Source organism: Aeromonas sp. PI_26 (genome assembly GCF_027854445.1).
In the GTDB taxonomy this organism is placed as follows: Bacteria; Pseudomonadota; Gammaproteobacteria; order Enterobacterales; family Aeromonadaceae; genus Aeromonas; species Aeromonas veronii.
The window spans coordinates 87,974-107,646 of the sequence record NZ_JAJNOE010000011.1; the positions used below are offsets into that span (position 1 = coordinate 87,974).

General features: G+C 61.3%; 18 protein-coding genes. 9 read left to right on the forward strand and 9 right to left on the reverse strand.

The features are described from left to right. Positions 1-4 precede the first annotated feature (4 nt). Positions 5-1,423, forward strand: coding sequence for a nitrogen regulation protein NR(I) (glnG, locus tag LRL22_RS13110; RefSeq protein ID WP_005339666.1), 1,419 nt, complete (start codon positions 5-7; stop codon positions 1,421-1,423). A gap of 141 nt (positions 1,424-1,564) precedes the next feature. Beyond that, positions 1,565-2,566, forward strand: a complete 1,002-nt coding sequence (gene add, locus LRL22_RS13115; protein ID WP_160881927.1) for an adenosine deaminase — start codon at positions 1,565-1,567, stop codon at positions 2,564-2,566. A 151-nt stretch (positions 2,567-2,717) separates the two neighbouring features. Here the strand turns inward: add and rmuC are convergent, their stop codons facing one another. Further along, positions 2,718-4,058 carry a DNA recombination protein RmuC gene (rmuC, locus tag LRL22_RS13120; RefSeq protein WP_019445769.1) on the reverse strand — a complete coding sequence of 447 codons (1,341 nt, stop codon included), beginning with the start codon at positions 4,056-4,058 and terminating at the stop codon, positions 2,718-2,720. Beyond that, a complete protein-coding gene (locus LRL22_RS13125) occupies positions 4,055-4,270 on the reverse strand; it encodes a hypothetical protein (protein WP_021231493.1) in 216 nt (71 codons plus the stop codon). The genes rmuC and LRL22_RS13125 overlap by 4 nt, the downstream gene beginning before the upstream one ends. A 140-nt stretch (positions 4,271-4,410) precedes the next feature. On the opposite strand from LRL22_RS13125, the gene LRL22_RS13130 reads away from it, so the two are divergent. Beyond that, entirely contained in the window at positions 4,411-4,932 is a 522-nt protein-coding gene (locus LRL22_RS13130) for a ferredoxin-type protein NapF (RefSeq protein WP_005339657.1), read from the forward strand. Between the two features lie 72 nt (positions 4,933-5,004). Here the strand turns inward: LRL22_RS13130 and LRL22_RS13135 are convergent, their stop codons facing one another. The 6 genes from LRL22_RS13135 to LRL22_RS13160 all read right to left on the reverse strand — a co-directional run bounded on the left by LRL22_RS13135 (position 5,005) and on the right by LRL22_RS13160 (position 11,642). After that, positions 5,005-5,457, reverse strand: a complete 453-nt coding sequence (locus LRL22_RS13135) for an Rrf2 family transcriptional regulator (protein ID WP_005339654.1) — start codon at positions 5,455-5,457, stop codon at positions 5,005-5,007. A gap of 347 nt (positions 5,458-5,804) precedes the next feature. Continuing rightward, a complete protein-coding gene (locus LRL22_RS13140; RefSeq protein WP_270905542.1) occupies positions 5,805-6,644 on the reverse strand; it encodes a PfkB family carbohydrate kinase in 840 nt (279 codons plus the stop codon). A gap of 106 nt (positions 6,645-6,750) precedes the next feature. Further along, complete coding sequence (locus tag LRL22_RS13145) at positions 6,751-7,722, reverse strand: LysR substrate-binding domain-containing protein (protein WP_270905543.1); 972 nt, start codon at positions 7,720-7,722, stop codon at positions 6,751-6,753. 198 nt (positions 7,723-7,920) lie between these two features. Continuing rightward, a complete protein-coding gene (locus LRL22_RS13150) occupies positions 7,921-8,649 on the reverse strand; it encodes a glutamine amidotransferase-related protein (RefSeq protein WP_069527013.1) in 729 nt (242 codons plus the stop codon). 83 nt (positions 8,650-8,732) lie between these two features. Further along, the gene (locus LRL22_RS13155; protein WP_167566080.1) at positions 8,733-10,229 is read right to left on the reverse strand and encodes a CoA-acylating methylmalonate-semialdehyde dehydrogenase; all 1,497 of its coding nucleotides are present in this window, start codon (positions 10,227-10,229) and stop codon (positions 8,733-8,735) included. An 81-nt stretch (positions 10,230-10,310) separates the two neighbouring features. Further along, positions 10,311-11,642: an aspartate aminotransferase family protein gene (locus tag LRL22_RS13160; RefSeq protein ID WP_216952313.1), complete on the reverse strand. Its 1,332-nt coding sequence runs from the start codon at positions 11,640-11,642 to the stop codon at positions 10,311-10,313. Between the two features lie 186 nt (positions 11,643-11,828). On the opposite strand from LRL22_RS13160, the gene LRL22_RS13165 reads away from it, so the two are divergent. From LRL22_RS13165 to LRL22_RS13190, 6 genes are all read left to right on the forward strand, one after another. Then, positions 11,829-12,371 (forward strand): cupin domain-containing protein, encoded by a 543-nt coding sequence (locus tag LRL22_RS13165; protein ID WP_005339643.1) that lies wholly within the window; start codon positions 11,829-11,831, stop codon positions 12,369-12,371. Positions 12,372-12,495: 124 nt separating this feature from the next. Further along, positions 12,496-13,992 (forward strand): aldehyde dehydrogenase, encoded by a 1,497-nt coding sequence (locus LRL22_RS13170; RefSeq protein WP_270905544.1) that lies wholly within the window; start codon positions 12,496-12,498, stop codon positions 13,990-13,992. 126 nt (positions 13,993-14,118) lie between these two features. Continuing rightward, positions 14,119-14,289 carry a hypothetical protein gene (locus tag LRL22_RS13175; protein ID WP_005341999.1) on the forward strand — a complete coding sequence of 57 codons (171 nt, stop codon included), beginning with the start codon at positions 14,119-14,121 and terminating at the stop codon, positions 14,287-14,289. A 125-nt stretch (positions 14,290-14,414) separates the two neighbouring features. After that, positions 14,415-15,311 (forward strand): EamA family transporter RarD, encoded by an 897-nt coding sequence (gene rarD, locus LRL22_RS13180; protein ID WP_270905545.1) that lies wholly within the window; start codon positions 14,415-14,417, stop codon positions 15,309-15,311. Between the two features lie 181 nt (positions 15,312-15,492). Then, positions 15,493-17,112, forward strand: a complete 1,620-nt coding sequence (locus LRL22_RS13185) for a methyl-accepting chemotaxis protein (protein ID WP_270905546.1) — start codon at positions 15,493-15,495, stop codon at positions 17,110-17,112. A 121-nt stretch (positions 17,113-17,233) separates the two neighbouring features. After that, positions 17,234-18,343, forward strand: a complete 1,110-nt coding sequence (locus tag LRL22_RS13190; RefSeq protein WP_219296685.1) for a YeeE/YedE thiosulfate transporter family protein — start codon at positions 17,234-17,236, stop codon at positions 18,341-18,343. Between the two features lie 79 nt (positions 18,344-18,422). On the opposite strand, the gene ompA is transcribed toward LRL22_RS13190, so the two are convergent. Then, positions 18,423-19,517 (reverse strand): porin OmpA, encoded by a 1,095-nt coding sequence (gene ompA / locus LRL22_RS13195; protein ID WP_270905547.1) that lies wholly within the window; start codon positions 19,515-19,517, stop codon positions 18,423-18,425. Positions 19,518-19,673 lie beyond the last annotated feature (156 nt).

Here is a 19,673-nt window from a genome sequence, read left to right on the forward strand (position 1 = left end):
CCCCATGACCGCCAAAGTGTGGATCGTCGATGACGACAGTTCTATCCGCTGGGTGCTGGAGCGCACTCTCGGCAGCGAAGGCTTCAACTGCGAGAGCTTTGCCGATGGCGAGGCCCTGCTGCACGCCCTTGAGCTGCGCTCGCCCGATGTGATCCTCTCCGATATCCGGATGCCCGGTATCGACGGCCTGAGCCTGTTGGAGCAGATCCACCGCCGTCAGGCCGATCTGCCCATCATCATCATGACCGCCCACTCGGATCTCGACAGCGCGGTCAACGCCTACCAGCGCGGCGCCTTCGAGTACCTGCCCAAGCCGTTCGACATCGACGAAGCGGTGACCCTGGTGCGCCGCGCCGAGAATCACCTCAAGGAGCAGCGCACCAAGCGCAAGTCTCGCCAGCAAGAGGCGACAGCCACACCGGAGATCATCGGTGAGGCGCCGGCGATGCAGGAGGTGTTCCGTGCCATCGGCCGCCTGTCACGCTCCAGCATCTCGGTACTGATCAACGGCCAGAGCGGTACCGGCAAGGAGCTGGTCGCCCATGCTCTGCACAAGCACAGCCCGCGTGCTCACAAGAACTTTATCGCCCTCAACATGGCGGCCATCCCCAAAGATCTCATCGAATCCGAGCTGTTCGGTCACGAGAAGGGGGCCTTTACCGGCGCCAACAACATCCGCCACGGCCGCTTCGAGCAGGCCGACGGCGGCACCCTGTTTCTCGACGAGATCGGCGATATGCCGCTGGATGTGCAGACCCGGCTGCTGCGTGTCTTGGCCGATGGCCAGTTCTATCGAGTCGGCGGCCACCAGCCGGTGCAGGTAGACGTGCGGATCATCGCCGCCACCCACCAGAATCTGGAAAAGCGGGTGGCCGATGGCGAGTTTCGCGAGGATCTGTTTCACCGCCTCAACGTCATTCGCATCCATATTCCTGCCCTCAAGGAGCGCCGTGAGGATATTCCCCAGCTGGCCCGCCACTTCCTGCTACGCGCCGCCAAAGAGCTGAACGTCGAGGCCAAGAGCCTGCACCCAGATACCCAGGCCTATATCAGTCGCCTGCCCTGGCCGGGCAACGTGCGCCAGCTGGAGAACGTCTGTCGCTGGCTCACCGTGATGGCATCCGGTCAGGAAGTGCTGGTCGGCGACCTGCCTGCCGAGCTGCTCACCCCCATCACCCACAACGCCGAACCGGGTCAACCGGCGTTACCCGGTTGCTGGCAGCAACAGTTGCAGGAGTGGGTGGCCAGCAAGCTGGCGCTGGGAGAGACAGACATCCTGGCCGATGCCATGCCCCAGTTCGAGCGGATCATGCTGGAGACGGCGCTGGAGCACACCCACGGCCACAAGCAGGAGGCCGCCCGCCTGCTTGGCTGGGGTCGCAATACCCTCACCCGCAAGCTGAAGGAACTCGATCTCTCCTGAGTCCCGGGGAAAAACGATTCCCATCACGCCCTGACAAATCACCGTCCGCCAGAACCCCGTTTAACCATAAACGGGGTATCTTTTTTGAAAGCCCCGCCTAGAATGGCAGGCTTTCAAACCTGACTCGACGAGGGCGCCCCCATGATTGACAGATCTCTCCCCCTGACCGACCTGCACCGCCATCTGGACGGCAACATCCGCCCGCAAACCATCCTCGAGCTGGGTCGCCAACACAACATTCAGTTGCCCGCCTTCGAGCTGGAGGCGCTGCGCCCCCACGTACAGATCGTCGAAAACGAGCCGAGTCTGGTTGCCTTTTTGAAGAAGCTGGATTGGGGCGTGGCCGTGCTGGCTGACTATGACGCCTGCCGCCGGGTCGCCTACGAGAACGTGGAAGATCTGCTGCGCGCCGGTATCGACTATGCCGAGCTGCGCTTCAGCCCGGCCTATATGGCAATGGCCCACAAGCTGCACCCGCAGGGCGTGGTGGAAGCCATCATCGACGGCGTGGCCGCGGGCAGCCGCGATTTCGGTATCAAGACCAACCTGATCGGCATCATGAGCCGCACCTTCGGCACCGAGCAGTGCAATCAGGAGCTGGCCGCCTGCTTGGCTCACCGCGACAAGCTGGTCGCCATCGATCTGGCCGGTGACGAACTGGGCTTCCCGGGCGAACTCTTTGTCGACCACTTCCGCAAGGTGCGCGATGCAGGCATGCGCGTCACCGTACACGCCGGTGAAGCCGCTGGCCCCGAGAGCATGTGGCAAGCCATTCGCGAGCTGGGCGCCGAGCGTATCGGCCACGGCGTCAAAGCGATTCAGGATCCGGCCCTGATGGCCTATCTGGCCGAGCACCGCATCGGCATCGAATCCTGCCTCACCTCCAACGTCCAGACCACCACGGTAGCGAGCCTGACCGAACACCCGATCCGCCAGTTCCTGGCCGCTGGAGTGCTGGCCTGCCTCAACACCGACGATCCGGCGGTGGAAGGGATCGACCTGCCACACGAATATGGAGTAGCCGCCCCGGCCGCTGGCATGACGGCGAGCGAGATCCGCACTGCCCAGCAGAACGGCCTGACCCTGGCCTTCCTGAGCGATAGCGAGAAAGCCGAACTGAGCGCCCGCGCTGCCAGCCGCTGATCCACATCGGCAGTGCAAATAACAACGGCCCACTTCGGTGGGCCGTTTGCTTTGCGGATTTCTGATGATGAGTAAGCACTGGGCCAGCTGGCAGATAGCAAAAGACCCAAACCGGGTTTGGGCCTTTTGCTGACAAGCAGGATCAGGCTAACTACTCCCGCTCCTTGTCGCGCTCCAGCGCCCGTTCCACCAGCGGCTCGGGCAGGCTCTTGGTCACCTCCACCCCCAGCTCGCGGAAACGCTCGACCTGCGCAATCAGGTTGCCACGGCCGTTGACCAGCCGTCCCATTGCCTTGTCGTAGCTCTCCTGCGCCTTGTGCAGGCTGCCGCCCATCTGCTGCATCTCCTCGACAAACAGCCGCAGCTTTTCGTAGAGGCGACCGGCCCGCTCGGCAATCTGGCGGGCATTCTGGTTCTGCCGCTCGTAGCGCCACAGGTTCTCGATGGTGCGCAGCGCTACCATCAGGTTGGTGGGGCTCACCAGCAGGATGTTGTTGTCGAGACCGTAACGCACCAGCGAGGGATCGGCTTCCATGGCAGTGAGGAAGGCGGGCTCCACCGCCACGAACATCAGCACATAGTCGAGGGTGCGCACCCCGGGCAGCTGCTGGTAATCCTTGCGGCCCAGCTCGCGGATATGGTTGCGCACCGAGGCGACATGCTCCTTGAGCGCCACCGCCTTCTCCAGCTCGTCATCGGCGTTGTACCAGCGTTCGTAGGCGGTCAGCGACACCTTGGCATCGATGATGATGTCCTTCTCCTGCGGCAGGTGGACGATGACATCGGGCTGGTAGCGCTTGCCCTTCTCCACCTCGATATTGACCTGGGTGTGGTACTCGTGGCCCTCGCGCAGACCGCACTCGCTGAGGATCCGCGCCAACACCACTTCACCCCAATTGCCCTGCTGCTTGCTGTCGCCCTTAAGGGCGCGGGTCAGGGCGGCCGCCTCCTCGGTCATGCGGGCATTGAGCTCGGCGAGGCGCTCCAGCTCGAACTTGAGGCTGTGGCGCTGGGCCGTCTCCTGCGCGTGGGTCTCCCCCACCTGACGACGAAAGCCCTCGAGCTGCTCCTTGAGTGGCGTGAGCAGCAAATCGAGGCTGTTCTGGTTCAATTCGCGGAAGTTGCCGGAGTTTTGCTCGAAGATCCGGTTGGCAAGGTTCTCGAACTGCTGGCTGAGGCGCTGCTCCGCCTCCTGTTGCAGTTGCAGCTTCTCGGCGGCGGCCAGCCGTTCGCTGCGCAGGGTCGCTTCCGCATCCTTGAGGCGGGCGGTGAGCTTGATGAGCAGGGTCTGCTGCTGATCGAGCTTCTGCTGGCCTTGCATCCGCTCATCCTGCAACTCGTCGAAGCGATCCTGCAGCGCCTGATAACGCTCCTGCGCCAGCATCAGCTCCTGAGCCTGCGCCGTGGCGGCCCGTCGTCCGATCAACCAGCCCAGTCCGAGGGCCAGCACGGCGGCAGGCAGCAAGATCCCCCAGAGCCCGGGGTCGATCATTTGCGGCTCCGCTGACGCAGGAAGAGTTCGAGATAGCGGTTAACCAGAATCCAGATCACCACGTAGATGAGGTAGGCGGCCAGCACCACCCACTTGTGGGTGTTGACGCCGGTATCGAGCTCGGCGAACTCGATATCCTTGATGCGGCAGTAGGCCCACATCAGCAGGGGAAAGACATAGAGCAGGGACGCACGCCAGAGAAATAGCCACATATGATTTCATTCAACCACGTAAAAAGACCCGCCTAGCTTACACAAGGGCAACTGCGCTTGCGATCCTGACGGCCGCTATTCTCTGGCCTGCTTCCCGAAACTTCGATAAAATTAACCCCTAATAGGTATCAGGGGCGAGCATGACTCACTATTTCCTCCGTTGGCTGACACAAGGTTGGCAAGCTTCGCGCAAGCCCGCCGTGGTTTGCCATGAAGCGCGCCCGCCATGGGCCATCGAGGAGTCCCAGTACCTCTCCCTCTGCACCCGCTGTGGCGAGTGTTTCAAAGCCTGCCCGCGCGGTCTGCTCAAACCGGCCACCCAGGAGGAGTACGAAGGAAGCCCCATCGCCGGTACCCCGGTGCTCGATCTCGCCTGCGGCCAGTGCAGCTACTGCGGCAGCTGCGCCAGAGCCTGTCCCACCGGCGCCCTCGACCTGCAACTGGGCCGTCAGGTGCAGACCCGGGTGCAGATTGAAGAGAGCTGTCAGGCACGGCAGGGCTTCTACTGCCTGCTCTGTGAAGATGCCTGCCCGCAACAGGCGATCAAGGCCACAGCCGACGGCATCAACGTCAATATGGATGCCTGCAATGGCTGCGGTGCCTGTGGCCTCGCCTGCCTGCACGGCGCCATCACCCTGATCCGCCAGCCAGGCAGTCGCTAAAAACCACCTGCGTACAAAAGCAAAAGGGGCCATCAGGCCCCTTTCACATCTTGTTCGATATTCCACGCCCCGTCAGGCCATGGTCACGATAGTCTCTTGCTCGATACCCAGCAGGTGGCAGAGACGATTGGGATCGCGCACCGCATCGGCCAGAGTGTACTCACCCAGCACTTCGAGGAAGGCGTTCATGGCGCGGCGCAGAATGCCCTGAATGCGGCAACCACCGGAGAGACGGCAGTTCTCGCGCTTGCAATCGACCGGACAGAGCACATGCTCCATGTCCATCACCACATCCCGCAAATTGATGGAGACCGCCGAGCGACCGAGGCGGATGCCACCGTGCTTGCCGCGTACCGTCTCGATGTACCCCTTGATGCCAAGCTGGTGCACAATTTTGACCACGTGGTTGCGAGAGATGCCGAAGGTATCGGCCACTTCGGTAATGGTCGACAGGCGATCCCCCGGCTGAACCGCCAGGAAGGTCAGGGTACGCAGGGCGTAGTCGGTAAATCGTGTCAGTTGCATGGTCGCACTTGCCTCTTACTACAAGCCAGGAATCAGGACGACAACATTGAGCTAAGAGGCAGGAGACAACCGGTTTGCCTCTGTTTGCCCATTGGTTCGCCAGAGGGGGGGGCCTGTCTCTTAATCTGAGTTGCGGAGTGACAGGTTAAGAGCAGCACAACCGGGTGTCGATGAAGATGCACATAAATCGACACTTTCTTTGATTGATCGCAAACTTGCCGGGTTAGCCCGGCGTTTACCCGCTTTATGGCGGGTAAATCTCCCGAATAGTCCCCCTCACCAAGCCCCTTCGACCAGCAGCCATATGGCCTGCGAACCGCCCTTCAATCGACAGTCAAGGAGGTGGTTCAGTGGGGTTGTTTCAACCAGTTTTTCAGGGCAACCGAGGGGATGGAGCTCTCGGAGGCGACGGCAAACGCCCCCCAGTCCACCGCGCACTGCAACGCATCCTTGATCGCCATGCCCCGCGCCAGACCGTGGATCAATCCACCAGCGAAAGCATCCCCTGCCCCCGTGGTATCGACCACCGAAACAGGACGGGCGGCAACCCTAATCTGCTCATCGCCGTGGATGGCCACTGCGCCTGCCTTGCCTTCGGTCAGCACCAGCCATTCGAGCTGCTCCCCCGCCAGCTGGCGGGCATGCTGCCAGGGGTCGCTCACCTCGCCGAGATCGGAGCGGGAGGCCACCAGCACATGACAGGGGCGGCGCGCTTGGCCGCCCTTGGGATACTGGGCCACCACGAAGCTCTTGCCGAGCATCTGGCGCATGTAGCTGATGATGGCGGTGCCGGGATAGTTCACATAGAGGCAATCCACCCCCTCCAGCGGCAGATCGCCGGGCTGGTCGGGACGCCGCGGGCGGCGCAGTATGGTGCGCTCGCCAGTGGAGTCCACCAGGATCAGCAACTCGCCGGTCTCACCGCCAAAGCGCTCCACATGGCTGCAATCCAGCCCGTAACCGGCCGCCTGCTCCAGCAGCCAGTCGCCGGTCTCGTCCAGCCCGATACGGGAGGCGATGGTCACCTCGTGACCCGCCCATACCAGCCCGATGCCGGTGTTGGCGGCGCCACCGCCGAGCCTGCGCCCCTGATCCACATATTGCAGCCGGGCCCCCGCCACCAGCGGTTCGGAGAGGGAGAGCACATGATCACAGTTGAGATTGGCAAGCAGCAGAATACGGGACATAGAGACCTCGGACGATGGAGATAGCCCAAAAGAGACAGGCTGAACCCCGAGTAGAGCCCAGCCTGACAGAAGAGACAACCGGCAGCGATCGGGAATCCGACCGGGATCAATAGATGGGCAGCTCCACCCCGGCCAGCAGCTCGTCGATGCGCGCCTGACTCGGCTGCTGCATCACGCTCTGGATCACCTCTTTGGTGAGGTGGGGTGAGAAGGAGCTGATAAAGTCATACATGTAGTTTTGCAGCAAGATGCTCTTGCTGAAACAGATCTGCGCCGGACAGGGTTTGAACAGGTGCTCCAGATTGATGGAGACCAGCCCGGGGCTGTCGGTGTCGTTGGCCACCAGCGAGGAGATGATGCCGATGCCAAAGCCCAGCTCCACGTAGCGTTTGATCACCCCGGCGTCCATCACCGTCATGTAGTAGCTCGGGGTCAGCCCCGCCGCCTGAAACACCTCGTCCTGCACCTGCCGACCGGTGGCGCCACTCTCGTAGCTGAGGATGGGGTAGTGGCAGAGCTGCTCCAGCGTCGGCTTCTTCACCTTGGCCAGCGGGTGATCCTGCGGCACCACCAGCGAGAGGGTCCAGAGGTAGGCGGGCAGCGCGATCAGCTCCTTGTCGAAGCCAATCTCGTGGGCAACGATGGAAAAATCGGAGTAACCCTTGCTGATCTGCTCCTTACTCGCCGACATCACCGGATGGAGGTGGAACGAGATCTTGGGGTACTTCTTGGTGAAGTAGGTAACCGATTTGGGCAGCAGATAGCGGGCGATGGTATGAGTGGTGTGAATATTGAGGGTGCCCACAGTCGGATCCAGATACTCGCGGGAGATCGCCTTGATCTTGCTCTCAATGTTGAGCATCGCCTCGGCACACTTGATGATCTCTTCCCCCACCGGCGTGATGCGGTGCAGATGCTTGCCACGGCGCTCGAAGATCCGCACCCCCAGCTCGCTCTCCAGCAGGCCAATCTGTTTGCTGACCCCGGGCTGGCTGGTATAGAGCGCATCGGATGCCACCGAGACGTTGAGGTTGTGGTCCCGGATCGCGATCAAGTACTTCAATTGCTGTAGTTTCAAGGCGTCACACTCTCACACTGGTTTGGCTCAGACAGGTTTGGCTCAGACAGGTTTGGCTCAGGCCGGGACGGCAATCAAGCCAGACAAATAGGCCGCCACATGGGCGGCCAGTGTACCATCCGATCCCGACATCTCAGCGCTTGATCCTTCATTTTGCTACAAAATCTAGCATCCGAAGGGGTGGCTGACAAACCGGGCTCAGGCCGCGCCAGCCCGCAGCGGCAGGATCCCCAGAAACTGCAGCAGCCACTGCATCATGGTCGCCGAATCCACCTCTCCCTCCAGCGAGGAGAGGCTGCTCTGGTAGCGCTCGTCGGGCAACAGGCCGCGGCGTCGCTCGATCAGCGCCCGGTTGTACTCCACCGAAAATTCCGGATGTCCCTGAATGGCCACTATGTTGTTCCCCTGCAGGAACATGAAGTTGGGACAAAAATCGTTGCCCGCCAGTCGGGTCGCCCCCGGCGGCAGCAGGGCCACCTGATCCTGATGGCTGGCCAGAATGCGGATCTGATCCCGCGCTGGCGCCATCCAGGGCTCATCTGCCAGCATGGGATGCACCGACACTCCCAGCCCCCATCCCTTGGTGGACTTCACCACCTCTCCGCCCAGCGCTTGGGCGATCACCTGATGACCGAAGCAGACACCGGCCAGCTTGACGTCGGCATCGTGCGCCTGGCGGATCCACGCCCGCAGTGCCTGAATCCAGGGGATATCACTGTAAGCATCGTGGCGCGAGCCGGTAATTAGCCAGGCATCGCACTCGTGCAGATCCTCCGGCAGCTCCCCATCGAGAGCCGACCAGACCCGAAATTCCAGTTCGGGGGCCAGGGCCGCAAAGCCCCTGATAAACATCTCGGAGTAAACGGGGCCAAAACGATCCGCCAGATCGGGATCGAGCCGGTCACAATCGAGAATTCCCAATCGCATCTGTTGTTCCTTTACAGAGTTCGCCCCCGCCAATCAACGACCGGCGGGGGCAAGAGGTTAGGCCATGAGCACGCGCCAGCGCGTCACTTCATGGTCGGCATGGAGAACTCGGCACCACTGCGCAGGCTCTGGGGCCAGCGCGCCGTCACCGTCTTCATCCGGGTATAAAAGCGAACCCCGTCCGGCCCGTGCATGTTGAGCGGCCCGAAGATGGAGCGCTTCCAACCGCCAAAGCTGTGAAACGCCATCGGCACCGGAATGGGAACGTTCACCCCTACCATACCGACCTGCACCCGTGCCGTGAAGTCCCGCGCGGTATCCCCATCACAAGTAAAGATGGCGGTGCCGTTGCCGTACTCATGTTCATTGATGAGGCGCAGCGCCGTCTCGTAATCCGGCACCCGCACGATGGAGAGCACAGGGCCAAAGATCTCCTCGCGGTAGATGCGCATCTCGGGAGTCACCTCGTCAAACAGGCAGCCCCCGATAAAGTAACCCTCGTCGTGGCTCAGCGTGCGACCATCGACCCGCAGCGCGGCCCCTTCGGCCACCCCCTGATCCACGTAGCCGCGCACCTTGGCCAGATGCTCCTTGCTGATGAGCGGCCCCATCTCGTTCTCCGGGCTCTGGCCCAACCCCGGGCCCACCCGCAGTTTTTCCACCAGCGGCGTCAGCTTGGCTACCAGCGCATCGGCGGTCTCGTCACCCACCACCACGGCTACCGAGATCGCCATGCAGCGCTCGCCCGCTGCCCCATAAGCAGCCCCCATCAGGGCGGAGACCGCCTGATCGAGATCCGCATCCGGCATCACCACCATGTGGTTCTTGGCACCGCCCAGCGCCTGCACTCGCTTGCCATGGGCCGAGGCGGTGGCATAGATGTACTGGGCGATGGGGGTGGAACCGACAAATGACACGGCACCTACTCGCGGGTCGGTCAGCAGCACATCTACCACCTCCTTGTCACCGTTCACCACGTTTAGCACGCCATCCGGCAGACCGGCCTCCTTGAGCAGCTCGGCCATCCGCAGCGAGAGGGAGGGATCCTTCTCGGAGGGCTTGAGAATGAAGGTGTTGCCGCAGGCGATAGCGACCGGGAACATCCAGAGCGGCACCATGGCCGGGAAGTTGAACGGGGTGATACCGGCGCAAACCCCCACCGGCTGCATCATGGAGTAGCTGTCTACCCCGCGACCGACGTTGAGGGAATGCTCCCCCTTGAGCAGATGGGGAATGCCGCAGGCAAACTCCACCACCTCCAGCCCGCGGGTCAACTCACCCTGCGCATCGGAGAAGACCTTGCCATGTTCGCGGCTGATGAGCTGGGCCAGCTCATCTCTGTGCTGCTCCATCAACTCCTTGAAGCGGAAAAAGACCCGGGCCCGCACCAGCGGCGGGGTTTGCGACCAGTCGGCAAAGGCGCGCTCGGCGATGGCGATCGCCTCCTGACACTCGGCGGCGCTCGACAGCCCCACACTCCCCTGCTGCTTGCCGCAGGCGGGATTGAAGATGGCACCCTGGCGCTCGCTGCGACTCTCCTGCGGCTGGCCGTTGATGAAGTTGCTGACCCTGTATGTCATGTATCCTCCGTGATAATTGATGTGGTGATTGCGCTGAACAAGACAACGCAAGGCCCCGCCAGCGCGGGGCCATCAAATGGGTTAGGGTTGTGCCTGCAGGGCATCCTGCAGCAGGGTGAAGAGATCATCGATCTGGCTGCGCTCGATGATGAGGGGTGGCGACAGGGCGATGATGTCGCCGGTCACCCTGATCAGCGCCCCCTTCTCGAAGCAGCGGACAAACACCTCATAGGCGCGCTTGCCCGGCGCATCCGGCATGGATTCAAGTTCGATACCGGCCACCAGCCCGTAGTTGCGCACATCCTTCACATGCTTGCAGCCCTTCAGCGAATGGGCCGCCTCCTCCCAGTAGCCCGCCAGATCCGCGGCGCGGCTAAGCAGGTTCTCGTTGCGATAGATCTCGAGGGTCGCCAGACCCGCAGCAGCAGCCACCGGATGACCGGAATAGGTGTAGCCGTGGAACAGCTCGATAGCCCCCTTACCTGCCGCCATCATGTCGTCATAAATATGCTTTTGCACCAGCACAGCTCCCATGGGGATAGCGCCGTTGGTGAGCCCCTTGGCGCAGGTGATCATGTCGGGGATGACATCGAACTCCTGCGCGGCGAAGGGAGAGCCAAGGCGACCGAAACCAGTGATCACCTCGTCAAAAATCAGCAGGATGCCGTGTTTGGTGCAGATCTCCCGCAGCCGCTTGAGGTAGCCTTTGGGCGGCATCAGCACGCCGGTACTGCCGGCGATGGGTTCGACGATCACCGCCGCTATGTTGCTGGCATCGTGCAGAAAAACGATCTTCTCCAGCTCGTCGGCCAGCGCCACATCCTCCTCAGGCAACCCTTTGGTGAAGGCATTTTTGGCGATGTTGAGGGTATGGGGCAAATGATCCACCCCGGTCAGCAGGGAGCCAAACCACTTGCGATTGCCAGGAATGCCCCCCACCGAGATGCCGCCAAAGCCAACCCCGTGATAACCCCGCTCGCGACCAATCAGCCGGGTGCGGGTGCCCTGACCGCGAGCCCGCTGCCAGGCCAGTGCGATTTTGAGCGCGGTATCAACCGACTCTGAGCCGGAGTTGGTATAGAAGACATGGCCAAAGCCCTGGGGAGCGATCTCCACCAGCCGGTTGGCCAGCTCGAACGGCAACGGGTGGCCCATCTGGAAAGTGGGGGCGAAATCGAGGTGGGAAATCTGCTGGGAGACCGCCTCGGCAATCTCGCGCCGACCATGGCCCGCGTTGCAACACCAGAGTCCGGCTGTGCCATCCAGTATCTTGCGGCCATCCTCTGAGTGATAATACATCCCCTCTGCCGACTTCAGGATACGCGGCGCCGCCTTGAACTGCTGGTTGGCGGTGAACGGCATCCAGAAGGCGGACATGTCGGAGGGCGTATTGATGTCGCTGATCGGTTTCATGGTCACCTCATCCTTAAGGTGTTTAGCAACTGTCGGCCAATGCCTATTAAATTAAACACCTGAATCCATAAAAAAGGGCCCGTTATCGCCCTGTCTGGTGCCACCCCTAGCTAGACGCATCAGCAGGGTGGTATAAGATATTTAACACAATTTTAATAATAGTAAACAGTCAAGGAGTGTCTATCGATGGATATCGGTCACCGCCTCAAGGCGGTTCGCACCAAGGCGGCCCTCTCCCAGCGCGAGCTGGCCAAGCGCTCCGGTGTGACCAACGGATTTATCTCCCAGATCGAGAAAAATCAGGTGAGCCCCTCTGTCGCCTCCCTGCGCAAGGTGCTGGAAGGGATCCCCATGTCGCTGGCCAGCTTCTTCACCGAAGAGACCGAAATGGGCACCGAAGTGATCTTCCGCGCCGCCGATATGCCGGATCTCGGCACGCATCCCATCAGCTACCGGCTGGTCGGGCACAGCCGTGCCAACCGCGCCATCGGCATGTTGCAGGAGGTGCTGCCACCTGGCGCCGACACCGGCGACGACATGCTGAGCCACGAGGGTGAAGAGTGCGGCATCGTCATCAAGGGCGAGGTTGAAGTGACCGTGGGCGAGCAGATCTACCTGCTGGGCGCCGGGGATGGCTACTACTTCGACAGCCGTACCCCCCACCGTTTTCGCAATAGTGGCGAACAGGAGTGCGTGCTGATTTCGGCCAACACCCCCGCCAGTTTCTGACATTCAGAGGCGCATCGGCAGGGGGGCAATGTTTAATGAATTGTTACAAGGTGGATTTACAAGCGGCAGGATGTTTAGCATATTGATACGCGGAAACTGACTTTTGCCGGTTCAAGGAGTGAACATGAGTGACCTGACCCTGGCCCAGTGGCAACACAAGGCCGCCCATCTGACCCTGCCCTCGCAAGCCTTTATCAACGGCAGCTATCGGGATGCCGTCAATGGCGCCACCTTCGATTGCATCAACCCGGCCAACGGCAAGCTGCTGACCAAGGTGGCGGCCTGCGATGCAGCCGATGCCGAGTTGGCGGTTAAGGCCGCTCGTGCCGCATTCGATGATAAACGCTGGAGCGGCCTGCCACCGAAACAGCGCAAGCAGATCATGCAGCGCTTCGCCGAACTGATGCGTCTCAACAAACTGGAGCTGGCGCTGCTGGAGTCGCTGGATATGGGCAAACCCATCGGCGATGCCATGGGCTATGACGCCCCCGCCGCCGCCAACTGCATCGCCTGGAATGCCGAAGCCATCGACAAGATTTACGATCAGGTCGCCCCGGTGGAGGAGTCAGCACTGGCGCTGGTGACCCGCGAAGCGCTCGGGGTGGTTGCCGCCATCGTTCCATGGAACTTCCCGCTGGTGATGGCCTGCTGGAAGCTGGGCCCGGCGCTCGCTACCGGCAACTCGGTCATTCTCAAGCCTTCCGAGAAATCCCCCCTGACCGCCCTGCGTATCGCAGGTCTGGCTAAGGAGGCGGGTATTCCGGACGGCGTGTTCAACGTGCTGCCGGGCTTTGGCCACACCGTGGGCGAGGCGCTGGCCATGCACATGGATGTGGATTGCATCACCTTCACCGGCTCCACCAAGATCGGTAAACATCTGGTGGAGTGCTCCGGCAAGTCCAACCTCAAGCGCGCCTTTATGGAGTGCGGCGGCAAGAGCCCCAATATCATACTGGCCGACGCACCGGATCTGGACGCTGCGGCCAAGAGCGCCGCTGGCGCCATCTTCTACAACCAGGGCGAGGTGTGCACCGCCGCCTCCCGCCTGCTGGTACAAAACAGCATCAAACCGCAATTTATGGAGCGACTGCTGGCCCATGCCCGCGAGTGGATCTCGGCCAACCCGCTCGACCCTGCGACCCGCATCGGCGCCATGGTGGATCACATCCAGATGGAGCAGGTGCTGCGCTATATCGAGATTGGCAAGCAGGAGGGGGCCAAACTGCTGCTGGGGGGCAACCGCACCAATATGGAGAGTGGCGGCTTCTATATCGAACCCACCATCTTTGACGACGTGACCCCGCAGATGCGCATCTTCCGCGAGGAGATCTTCGGCCCTGTGCTGGCGGTGACCGGCTTCGATACGCTGGAAGAAGCCATTGCGCTGGGCAACGACACCGACTATGGGCTGGCGGCGGCGATCTGGACGGCTGATCTCAACAAGGCGGTGAAAGGTTCCCGCGCCCTGCGCGCCGGTACCGTGTTCGTCAACAACTGGGACGGCGGTGACATGACCATGCCATTTGGCGGCTTCAAACAGTCCGGTAACGGTCGCGACAAGTCACTTCATGCGCTGGAGAAGTACACCGAGCTGAAAAGCACCTGGATTCAGCTGGAATAACACGACAAAGCAGCACTATCGGATCAAAAAGGGGGAGAAATCCCCCTTTTGTATTTTTGGCCTTCCATCACCGGGCTCAATCCTTATAATGATAAAAAAGCCAACATGTTAAATATAAAGACAAAAATGCTATTTTTTCTGGGAAGCGTACTTTTTCTGGTGATCGGTTTGCCCCTGCTGTTCTTCGTGCTGGGGCACGGCGAGGCCTACGTGACCTGGGGCCCCTGGATCTCCGCCATTGCCCTGATGTTGTGGCTGTTGATGGATGTCGACAAGATCCGCCGTGGTAAAGGCTGACCTGCCAGCCACCCTCCTCCTATCCCTCAAACTTCGTTTATTCGCTTCTTTCCCCGCAAAAGGATCGCTACACTGATTTTTTGCGATGTTTTCCCGCATCCAACGCTTCAGTAAAGGTCATCCGCATGCCGCAACAGATCCAGCGTCAGGGCGTCATCTACGCCCTGTGCGCCTATACCCTTTGGGGCATAGCCCCCATCTATTTCAAGACCATCTCTGCCGTCCCGGCCGCCGAGATCCTGACCCACCGGATGATCTGGTCCTGCGTGCTGCTGATGGTACTCACCCTGGCAGGACACCAGTGGCACAAGGTGCAGGCGGTGCTGCGCCAGCCAAAAGTGTTGCTCACCCTGGCGTTTACCTCGGTTACCGTCGGCGGCAACTGGCTGCTGTTCATCTGGGCCATCAACAACGGCCATATGCTGGATGCCAGCCTCGGCTACTACATCAACCCGCTGTTCAACGTACTGTTGGGAATGGTGTTTCTGAGCGAGAAGCTGCGCCGCCTGCAGTGGTGGGCGGTGGCGCTGGCCTTTGCCGGCGTGGCCATCCAGCTTATCGCCTTTGGCTCCTTGCCCTGGATTGCGCTGGTGCTGGCGTCGAGTTTCGCTATCTATGGACTGGTGCGCAAAAAACTGGCCCTCGATGCCCTCACCGGTCTGCTGATCGAAACCATGATCATGCTGCCGCCAGCGGCCATCTATCTGTGGGGCTTTGCCGACAGCCCCACCAGCCATCTCACCCAGAACGACTGGCACCTCAACCTGCTGCTGATCGCCGCAGGCGCCGTCACTACGGCCCCCCTGCTCTGCTTCACCGCCGCCGCGACCCGGCTCAAGCTCTCCACCCTGGGCTTCTTCCAGTACATAGGCCCCAGCCTGATGTTTATCCTCGCAGTCACCCTCTATGGGGAAGCGCTGGCGATGGACAAACTGCTCACCTTTGCCTGCATCTGGAGCGCGCTGGTGCTGTTCAGTCTGGATGGGCTGCGCAGCGGCAAAGCCGCGCCAAGCCGGACCTGACACAGCCTCACCACCAGCGACCCCGGCTCATCAGCCGGGGTTCTTTTTCGTGCCACCGGCGGTTTTCAGACTGCGACTTCCCCTTCTCCAGAAGCCGACTGACCATCAACAGAACACACCCGAGTCTCACTATCCCGCCAGAGAGCTATGCTATCCATGAACGGAGCCGAATGGAGGCAACATGCTCAAGCACATTCACGACAGATCCCTGCTTTTTGGTCAGGTTCTGGGGATCATGGTCATTATCACGCTGATCTCCATCAGCTTTTTCGGGCTTTATTCGGTCCGGAGCGCAGCCGATCAGATGGGACAGGGGAAGGATGTGGTAGCCGATATTCTGCCGCCGCCTCTCTACCTCATCGAATCCCAGTTGCAGGTCTACACCCTGCTCCATGCCAAACCGGAGGAGCGGGAGCACCTGCTGCAAACACTCACCCGGCTTCAGCAAGAGTTCGAGGGCCGTAACCGCTTCTGGCAAGAGAGCAACCTGAACGAGCCCCTCAGGGAGCTGCTGCTGGGGGAGCAAAAAATGCAGGGGGAACTGTTCTGGCAGTTGCTCAACGACAAGTTTGTCCCCGCCATCAAGGCGGGGGATCTGGCGCAGGCGGGCGCGATTGCGGCGCGCCTGCACACCCTCTATAACGCCCACCGGCTAGGGGTGGACGCCACCGTCATCCGCGGCAACGAGTATGCCGCCGAGCAGATGGCCCATCTCGCCAACACCACCCGACTCTGCTACGGCCTGCTGTTGTGCGCCGCTCTGCTGGGGGTCGGACTCATATTCTGGCTGGGACGCCCCACCCAACAGCGACTGCTGGCCGCTGGCAAGGCCACCGCCGCCATCGCCGAAGGGGAGTTGAACCGCCCCATGCCGGAGCCGGGCCTTGATGCCATCGGCGAGCTGATCCGCCAGATCGGGGCCATGCGTGACCAACTGGCAACCCTGGTGGAGTCCCTGCAACGCAGCGCCAGTACGCTGGATGATCGCGCCACCAGCCTGACCACCATGGCACAACGGCACACCGATGACAGTCAGGCGCAGGTCGGGGCGGCCCACCATATCGAACAGGCCATCGAGCAGCTCACCCACTCCATTGAACAGGCGGGTAGCCAGCTGCATCAGGTAGGGGAGCAAACCCTGCAGTCAGCAGAGCGGGCACAAGAGGCGACGATCGCCATCCACACCGTGGAACAGGTGATCGGGGAGCAAGTCACGGGAGTGAAGCAGGTCTCCCATACCATTTCGGATCTGGCTGGCCTCTCGCAGCAGATTGCCGGGCTGGCGGGCGCCATTCACGATATTGCGGAGCAGACCAATCTGCTGGCGCTGAACGCGGCCATTGAAGCGGCGCGGGCAGGTGAACAGGGACGAGGTTTTGCCGTGGTGGCGGATGAAGTACGCTCGCTGGCGACCCGCACCGGCAGCGCCACCACCGAGATCAACACCATCATCGGCAAGATCCAGGATGTCAGCCTGCGCGCCGCCAACGAGATGGATACCGAACTGGCACGGGTCGAACAAGCGGTCACTCACACAATGACAGCGCGCCAGAGCGTCGCCCGGATCGCGCAGAGCTGCGAGGAGATCAACCAGCGCATCGCTCAGGTCGATCAGTTGATGAGCGATGAGACCCGACTGGTGCAGGGGATCCACCATCAGGTCGGGGAGATGTCGCGGTTGGCGGCAGAGGCCAACCAGAGCGCCAGTCAGGCCGCCGAAGAGGCGACCATGGTCGCCCAGCACGCCCGCATCCTGACCAGACAGACTCACCACTTCCATCTCGACACCACCCGCCATTGATCCCCGGCGCTGACGGGAGTCAGCGCCCCCTTTTTCTCTGCACTGGTTAAATGGGTAGCATTAGACTCCATGAGGGAATAGGATCCGCCCCTCTGAAAACCAACTGCAAGGATCAACTGACATGACTCGAAAATGGTCGCTCCCCATCGTGGTAATCGCGGGGGGAGCGTTACTCTGGCTTGGCAACACCTTTGGTATGAAATGGGCTCTGATGGCCCTGATCGGATTCGGCTTCGGCTTCACCCTCTCCTTCAGTCGCTTCGGCATCGTATTCGGTTGGCGCGAGATGCTGACCAAACGCAACAGCTACTACGTACGGGTTCACCTGCTCACCATCGCCATCGAGATTCTGCTGTTCACCACCTTCCTCTCTTTTAGCCACGCCCTGTTTGGCGATGCCATGGTGGGTAACGTGATGGCTATCGGCATTCCCTTCATCGTCGGTGCCTTCCTGTTCGGCATCGGCATGCAGCTGGCAGGCGTCTGTGCCACCGGCACTCTTTACTGCTGCGGCGAGGGACAACCCCGCTTCTGGCTGGTGCTGATCTGCTACGGCATCGGCACCCTTATCAGCAACCAGTTCCGCCCCGAACTGGAGGCTACCTTCTCCAGCCATGTGGTGCTGGCCAAGGATTTGACCGGCAATATCTGGAGCGGCATGCTGCTCAACCTGGCGCTGGTCGCTGCGCTGTTCCTGCTGTTTCGCAACAGCGAACTCAAGCGTACCGGCGAGCTCAAGCCCCTCTTCAGCGGCGGCAATCTGTTCTGGCGCGATGGCCGCTTTACCGTGCTGACCGGCGGCATCATCATAGCTCTGCTCAACTCGTCCGTGGTCGCTCTGCACGGCTCGGCCTGGACCATCACCGGCGCCGTCTATGACATGGCGCTGCGCGGCGCCTCTCTGTTCGGCCTGTTCGAGGGCAACCCCAAGCTGGCCCAGCCACTCTTCATCAATCCCATGGTCGGCATGTTCTGGCTCGGCATTCTGGGGGCAATGCTGGCGCGCTGCATCAGCGGGGGCGGCAACTTCGCCCCGATGCGGATCGGCAACAGTCTGGCCTCCATCATCGGCGGCCTGTTGATGGGGATGGGCGCCATGTACGCCGCCTGCAACCTCGGCGGCTTCTTCGATGGCACCGCCTCTGGCAGCCTGCACGGCTGGGTCTGGATGTTGATGGCCCTGGCTGGCAGCCTGATCGGCATCCGCCTGCGCCCGCTGTTCGGGCTCTGAGGCGCGACATCGTAAACACCCCATAAGAAACGGGAGGCCAAGCCTCCCGTTTTTACATTTATTGCTCCCGTCGCTCTGCTTATTGGACAGGCTGGGAGACCCCTTCCAGATGGATTTCCACCCGGCGATCCGGTGCCAGACAGGCGATCAGCTCCTGCTTGGAGCGGCTGGCGCAGTTGTTGCCAGTAACCGGATTGGCCTTGCCACGCCCCTCGACCCGCACCTTGTCGGCATACAAGCCTTTGGATACCAGATAGCTGGCCACGCTCTGGGCCCGCTTCTCGGAAAGGGTCAGGTTGTAGTTGTCGGAACCGATGCGGTCGGTATAACCCACCACTGTCGCGACGCCATCCTTCGGATTGGCCGCCACAATCTGGCTGAACAGGGCATCGAGCGCCTGATTGGCCGCCGGTTTGAGGGTCGCCTTGTTGAACTCGAACAGCACATCGGAACTCAGGCTGAAGGTCTTGGGCTCCACCACGACCGCAGGGGCCGGTTCGGCAGCCGGAGCGGGCGCCGGTGCTACGACCTCGCCACCTTGCTGACCGAAGCGATAGAGCATCCCGAACGAGATCAGGCCGTTATCCATCTCGATACCGGAGCGATCGAGAGAGGCATCTCCCAGCGGCGTGGTGTACTGGTACTCCAGACGGGCGGCCCAGTCACGATCGATGGCATATTCGGCACCCAGCGCACCAACGAAGGCGGCGCCATGCTTCTTGCCGGTCTCGCTGGTATTGGCGAAGCTGATCTCGCTATCCGTCCAGGCATAAGCACCGCCCAGTCGGCCATAAAGATCGAGCACATTCGTTGCCGGGAAGCTGATCTTCATGGTGGCCTGAATCATCTGGCCTTTGGCTTCGGTATTGAGGGTATTGGTGCCAGTGCCCGAAGTGGTGTCGTATTTGCCAAGCCAGTCATAGCCCAGCTCGAAACCCAGGTTGGGGTTGAGCTGGTAACCGGCGAACAGGCCCAGACCCAGATCATCCGTGTTCTCGCTGGTATTACCCAACGTCTGGGCAATCGACTCGGCATACTGATTGTGGTCAACGCCATAGTAATTGGACCAACCGGCCTTGCCACCGACATACCAGGTATTGTCCTGAGCGGCGGCCTGCACGGCACCGGCCGCCAGCAAACCACTGACCAATACGGCAAGCATGGATTTATTCATATTTTCGCCTCTGCAATAAGTCGTTATGGGCGCCTGAGTGCGCACTTTCCCTGTGTGAAGCCGTCAGGCGGCCTCTCCGCTATTCAGGGTATCCCATCCGAACGCAGCCTCAAATGACCAAGCCATCAGGAGTGTGAGCTTGCCAGCAATATCCGG

Excerpts from the sequence above, each read along its gene's own strand:
- glnG (WP_005339666.1), top strand. The coding sequence starts at position 5 with ATGACCGCCAAAGTGTGGATCGTCGATGACGACAGTTCTATCCGCTGG.
- add (WP_160881927.1), top strand. The coding sequence starts at position 1,565 with ATGATTGACAGATCTCTCCCCCTGACCGACCTGCACCGCCATCTGGAC.
- rmuC (WP_019445769.1), bottom strand. The coding sequence starts at position 4,058 with ATGATCGACCCCGGGCTCTGGGGGATCTTGCTGCCTGCCGCCGTGCTG.
- LRL22_RS13125 (WP_021231493.1), bottom strand. The coding sequence starts at position 4,270 with ATGTGGCTATTTCTCTGGCGTGCGTCCCTGCTCTATGTCTTTCCCCTG.
- LRL22_RS13130 (WP_005339657.1), top strand. The coding sequence starts at position 4,411 with ATGACTCACTATTTCCTCCGTTGGCTGACACAAGGTTGGCAAGCTTCG.
- LRL22_RS13135 (WP_005339654.1), bottom strand. The coding sequence starts at position 5,457 with ATGCAACTGACACGATTTACCGACTACGCCCTGCGTACCCTGACCTTC.
- LRL22_RS13140 (WP_270905542.1), bottom strand. The coding sequence starts at position 6,644 with ATGTCCCGTATTCTGCTGCTTGCCAATCTCAACTGTGATCATGTGCTC.
- LRL22_RS13150 (WP_069527013.1), bottom strand. The coding sequence starts at position 8,649 with ATGCGATTGGGAATTCTCGATTGTGACCGGCTCGATCCCGATCTGGCG.
- LRL22_RS13155 (WP_167566080.1), bottom strand. The coding sequence starts at position 10,229 with ATGACATACAGGGTCAGCAACTTCATCAACGGCCAGCCGCAGGAGAGT.
- LRL22_RS13160 (WP_216952313.1), bottom strand. The coding sequence starts at position 11,642 with ATGAAACCGATCAGCGACATCAATACGCCCTCCGACATGTCCGCCTTC.
- LRL22_RS13165 (WP_005339643.1), top strand. The coding sequence starts at position 11,829 with ATGGATATCGGTCACCGCCTCAAGGCGGTTCGCACCAAGGCGGCCCTC.
- LRL22_RS13170 (WP_270905544.1), top strand. The coding sequence starts at position 12,496 with ATGAGTGACCTGACCCTGGCCCAGTGGCAACACAAGGCCGCCCATCTG.
- LRL22_RS13175 (WP_005341999.1), top strand. The coding sequence starts at position 14,119 with ATGCTATTTTTTCTGGGAAGCGTACTTTTTCTGGTGATCGGTTTGCCC.
- rarD (WP_270905545.1), top strand. The coding sequence starts at position 14,415 with ATGCCGCAACAGATCCAGCGTCAGGGCGTCATCTACGCCCTGTGCGCC.
- LRL22_RS13185 (WP_270905546.1), top strand. The coding sequence starts at position 15,493 with ATGCTCAAGCACATTCACGACAGATCCCTGCTTTTTGGTCAGGTTCTG.
- LRL22_RS13190 (WP_219296685.1), top strand. The coding sequence starts at position 17,234 with ATGACTCGAAAATGGTCGCTCCCCATCGTGGTAATCGCGGGGGGAGCG.
- ompA (WP_270905547.1), bottom strand. The coding sequence starts at position 19,517 with ATGAATAAATCCATGCTTGCCGTATTGGTCAGTGGTTTGCTGGCGGCC.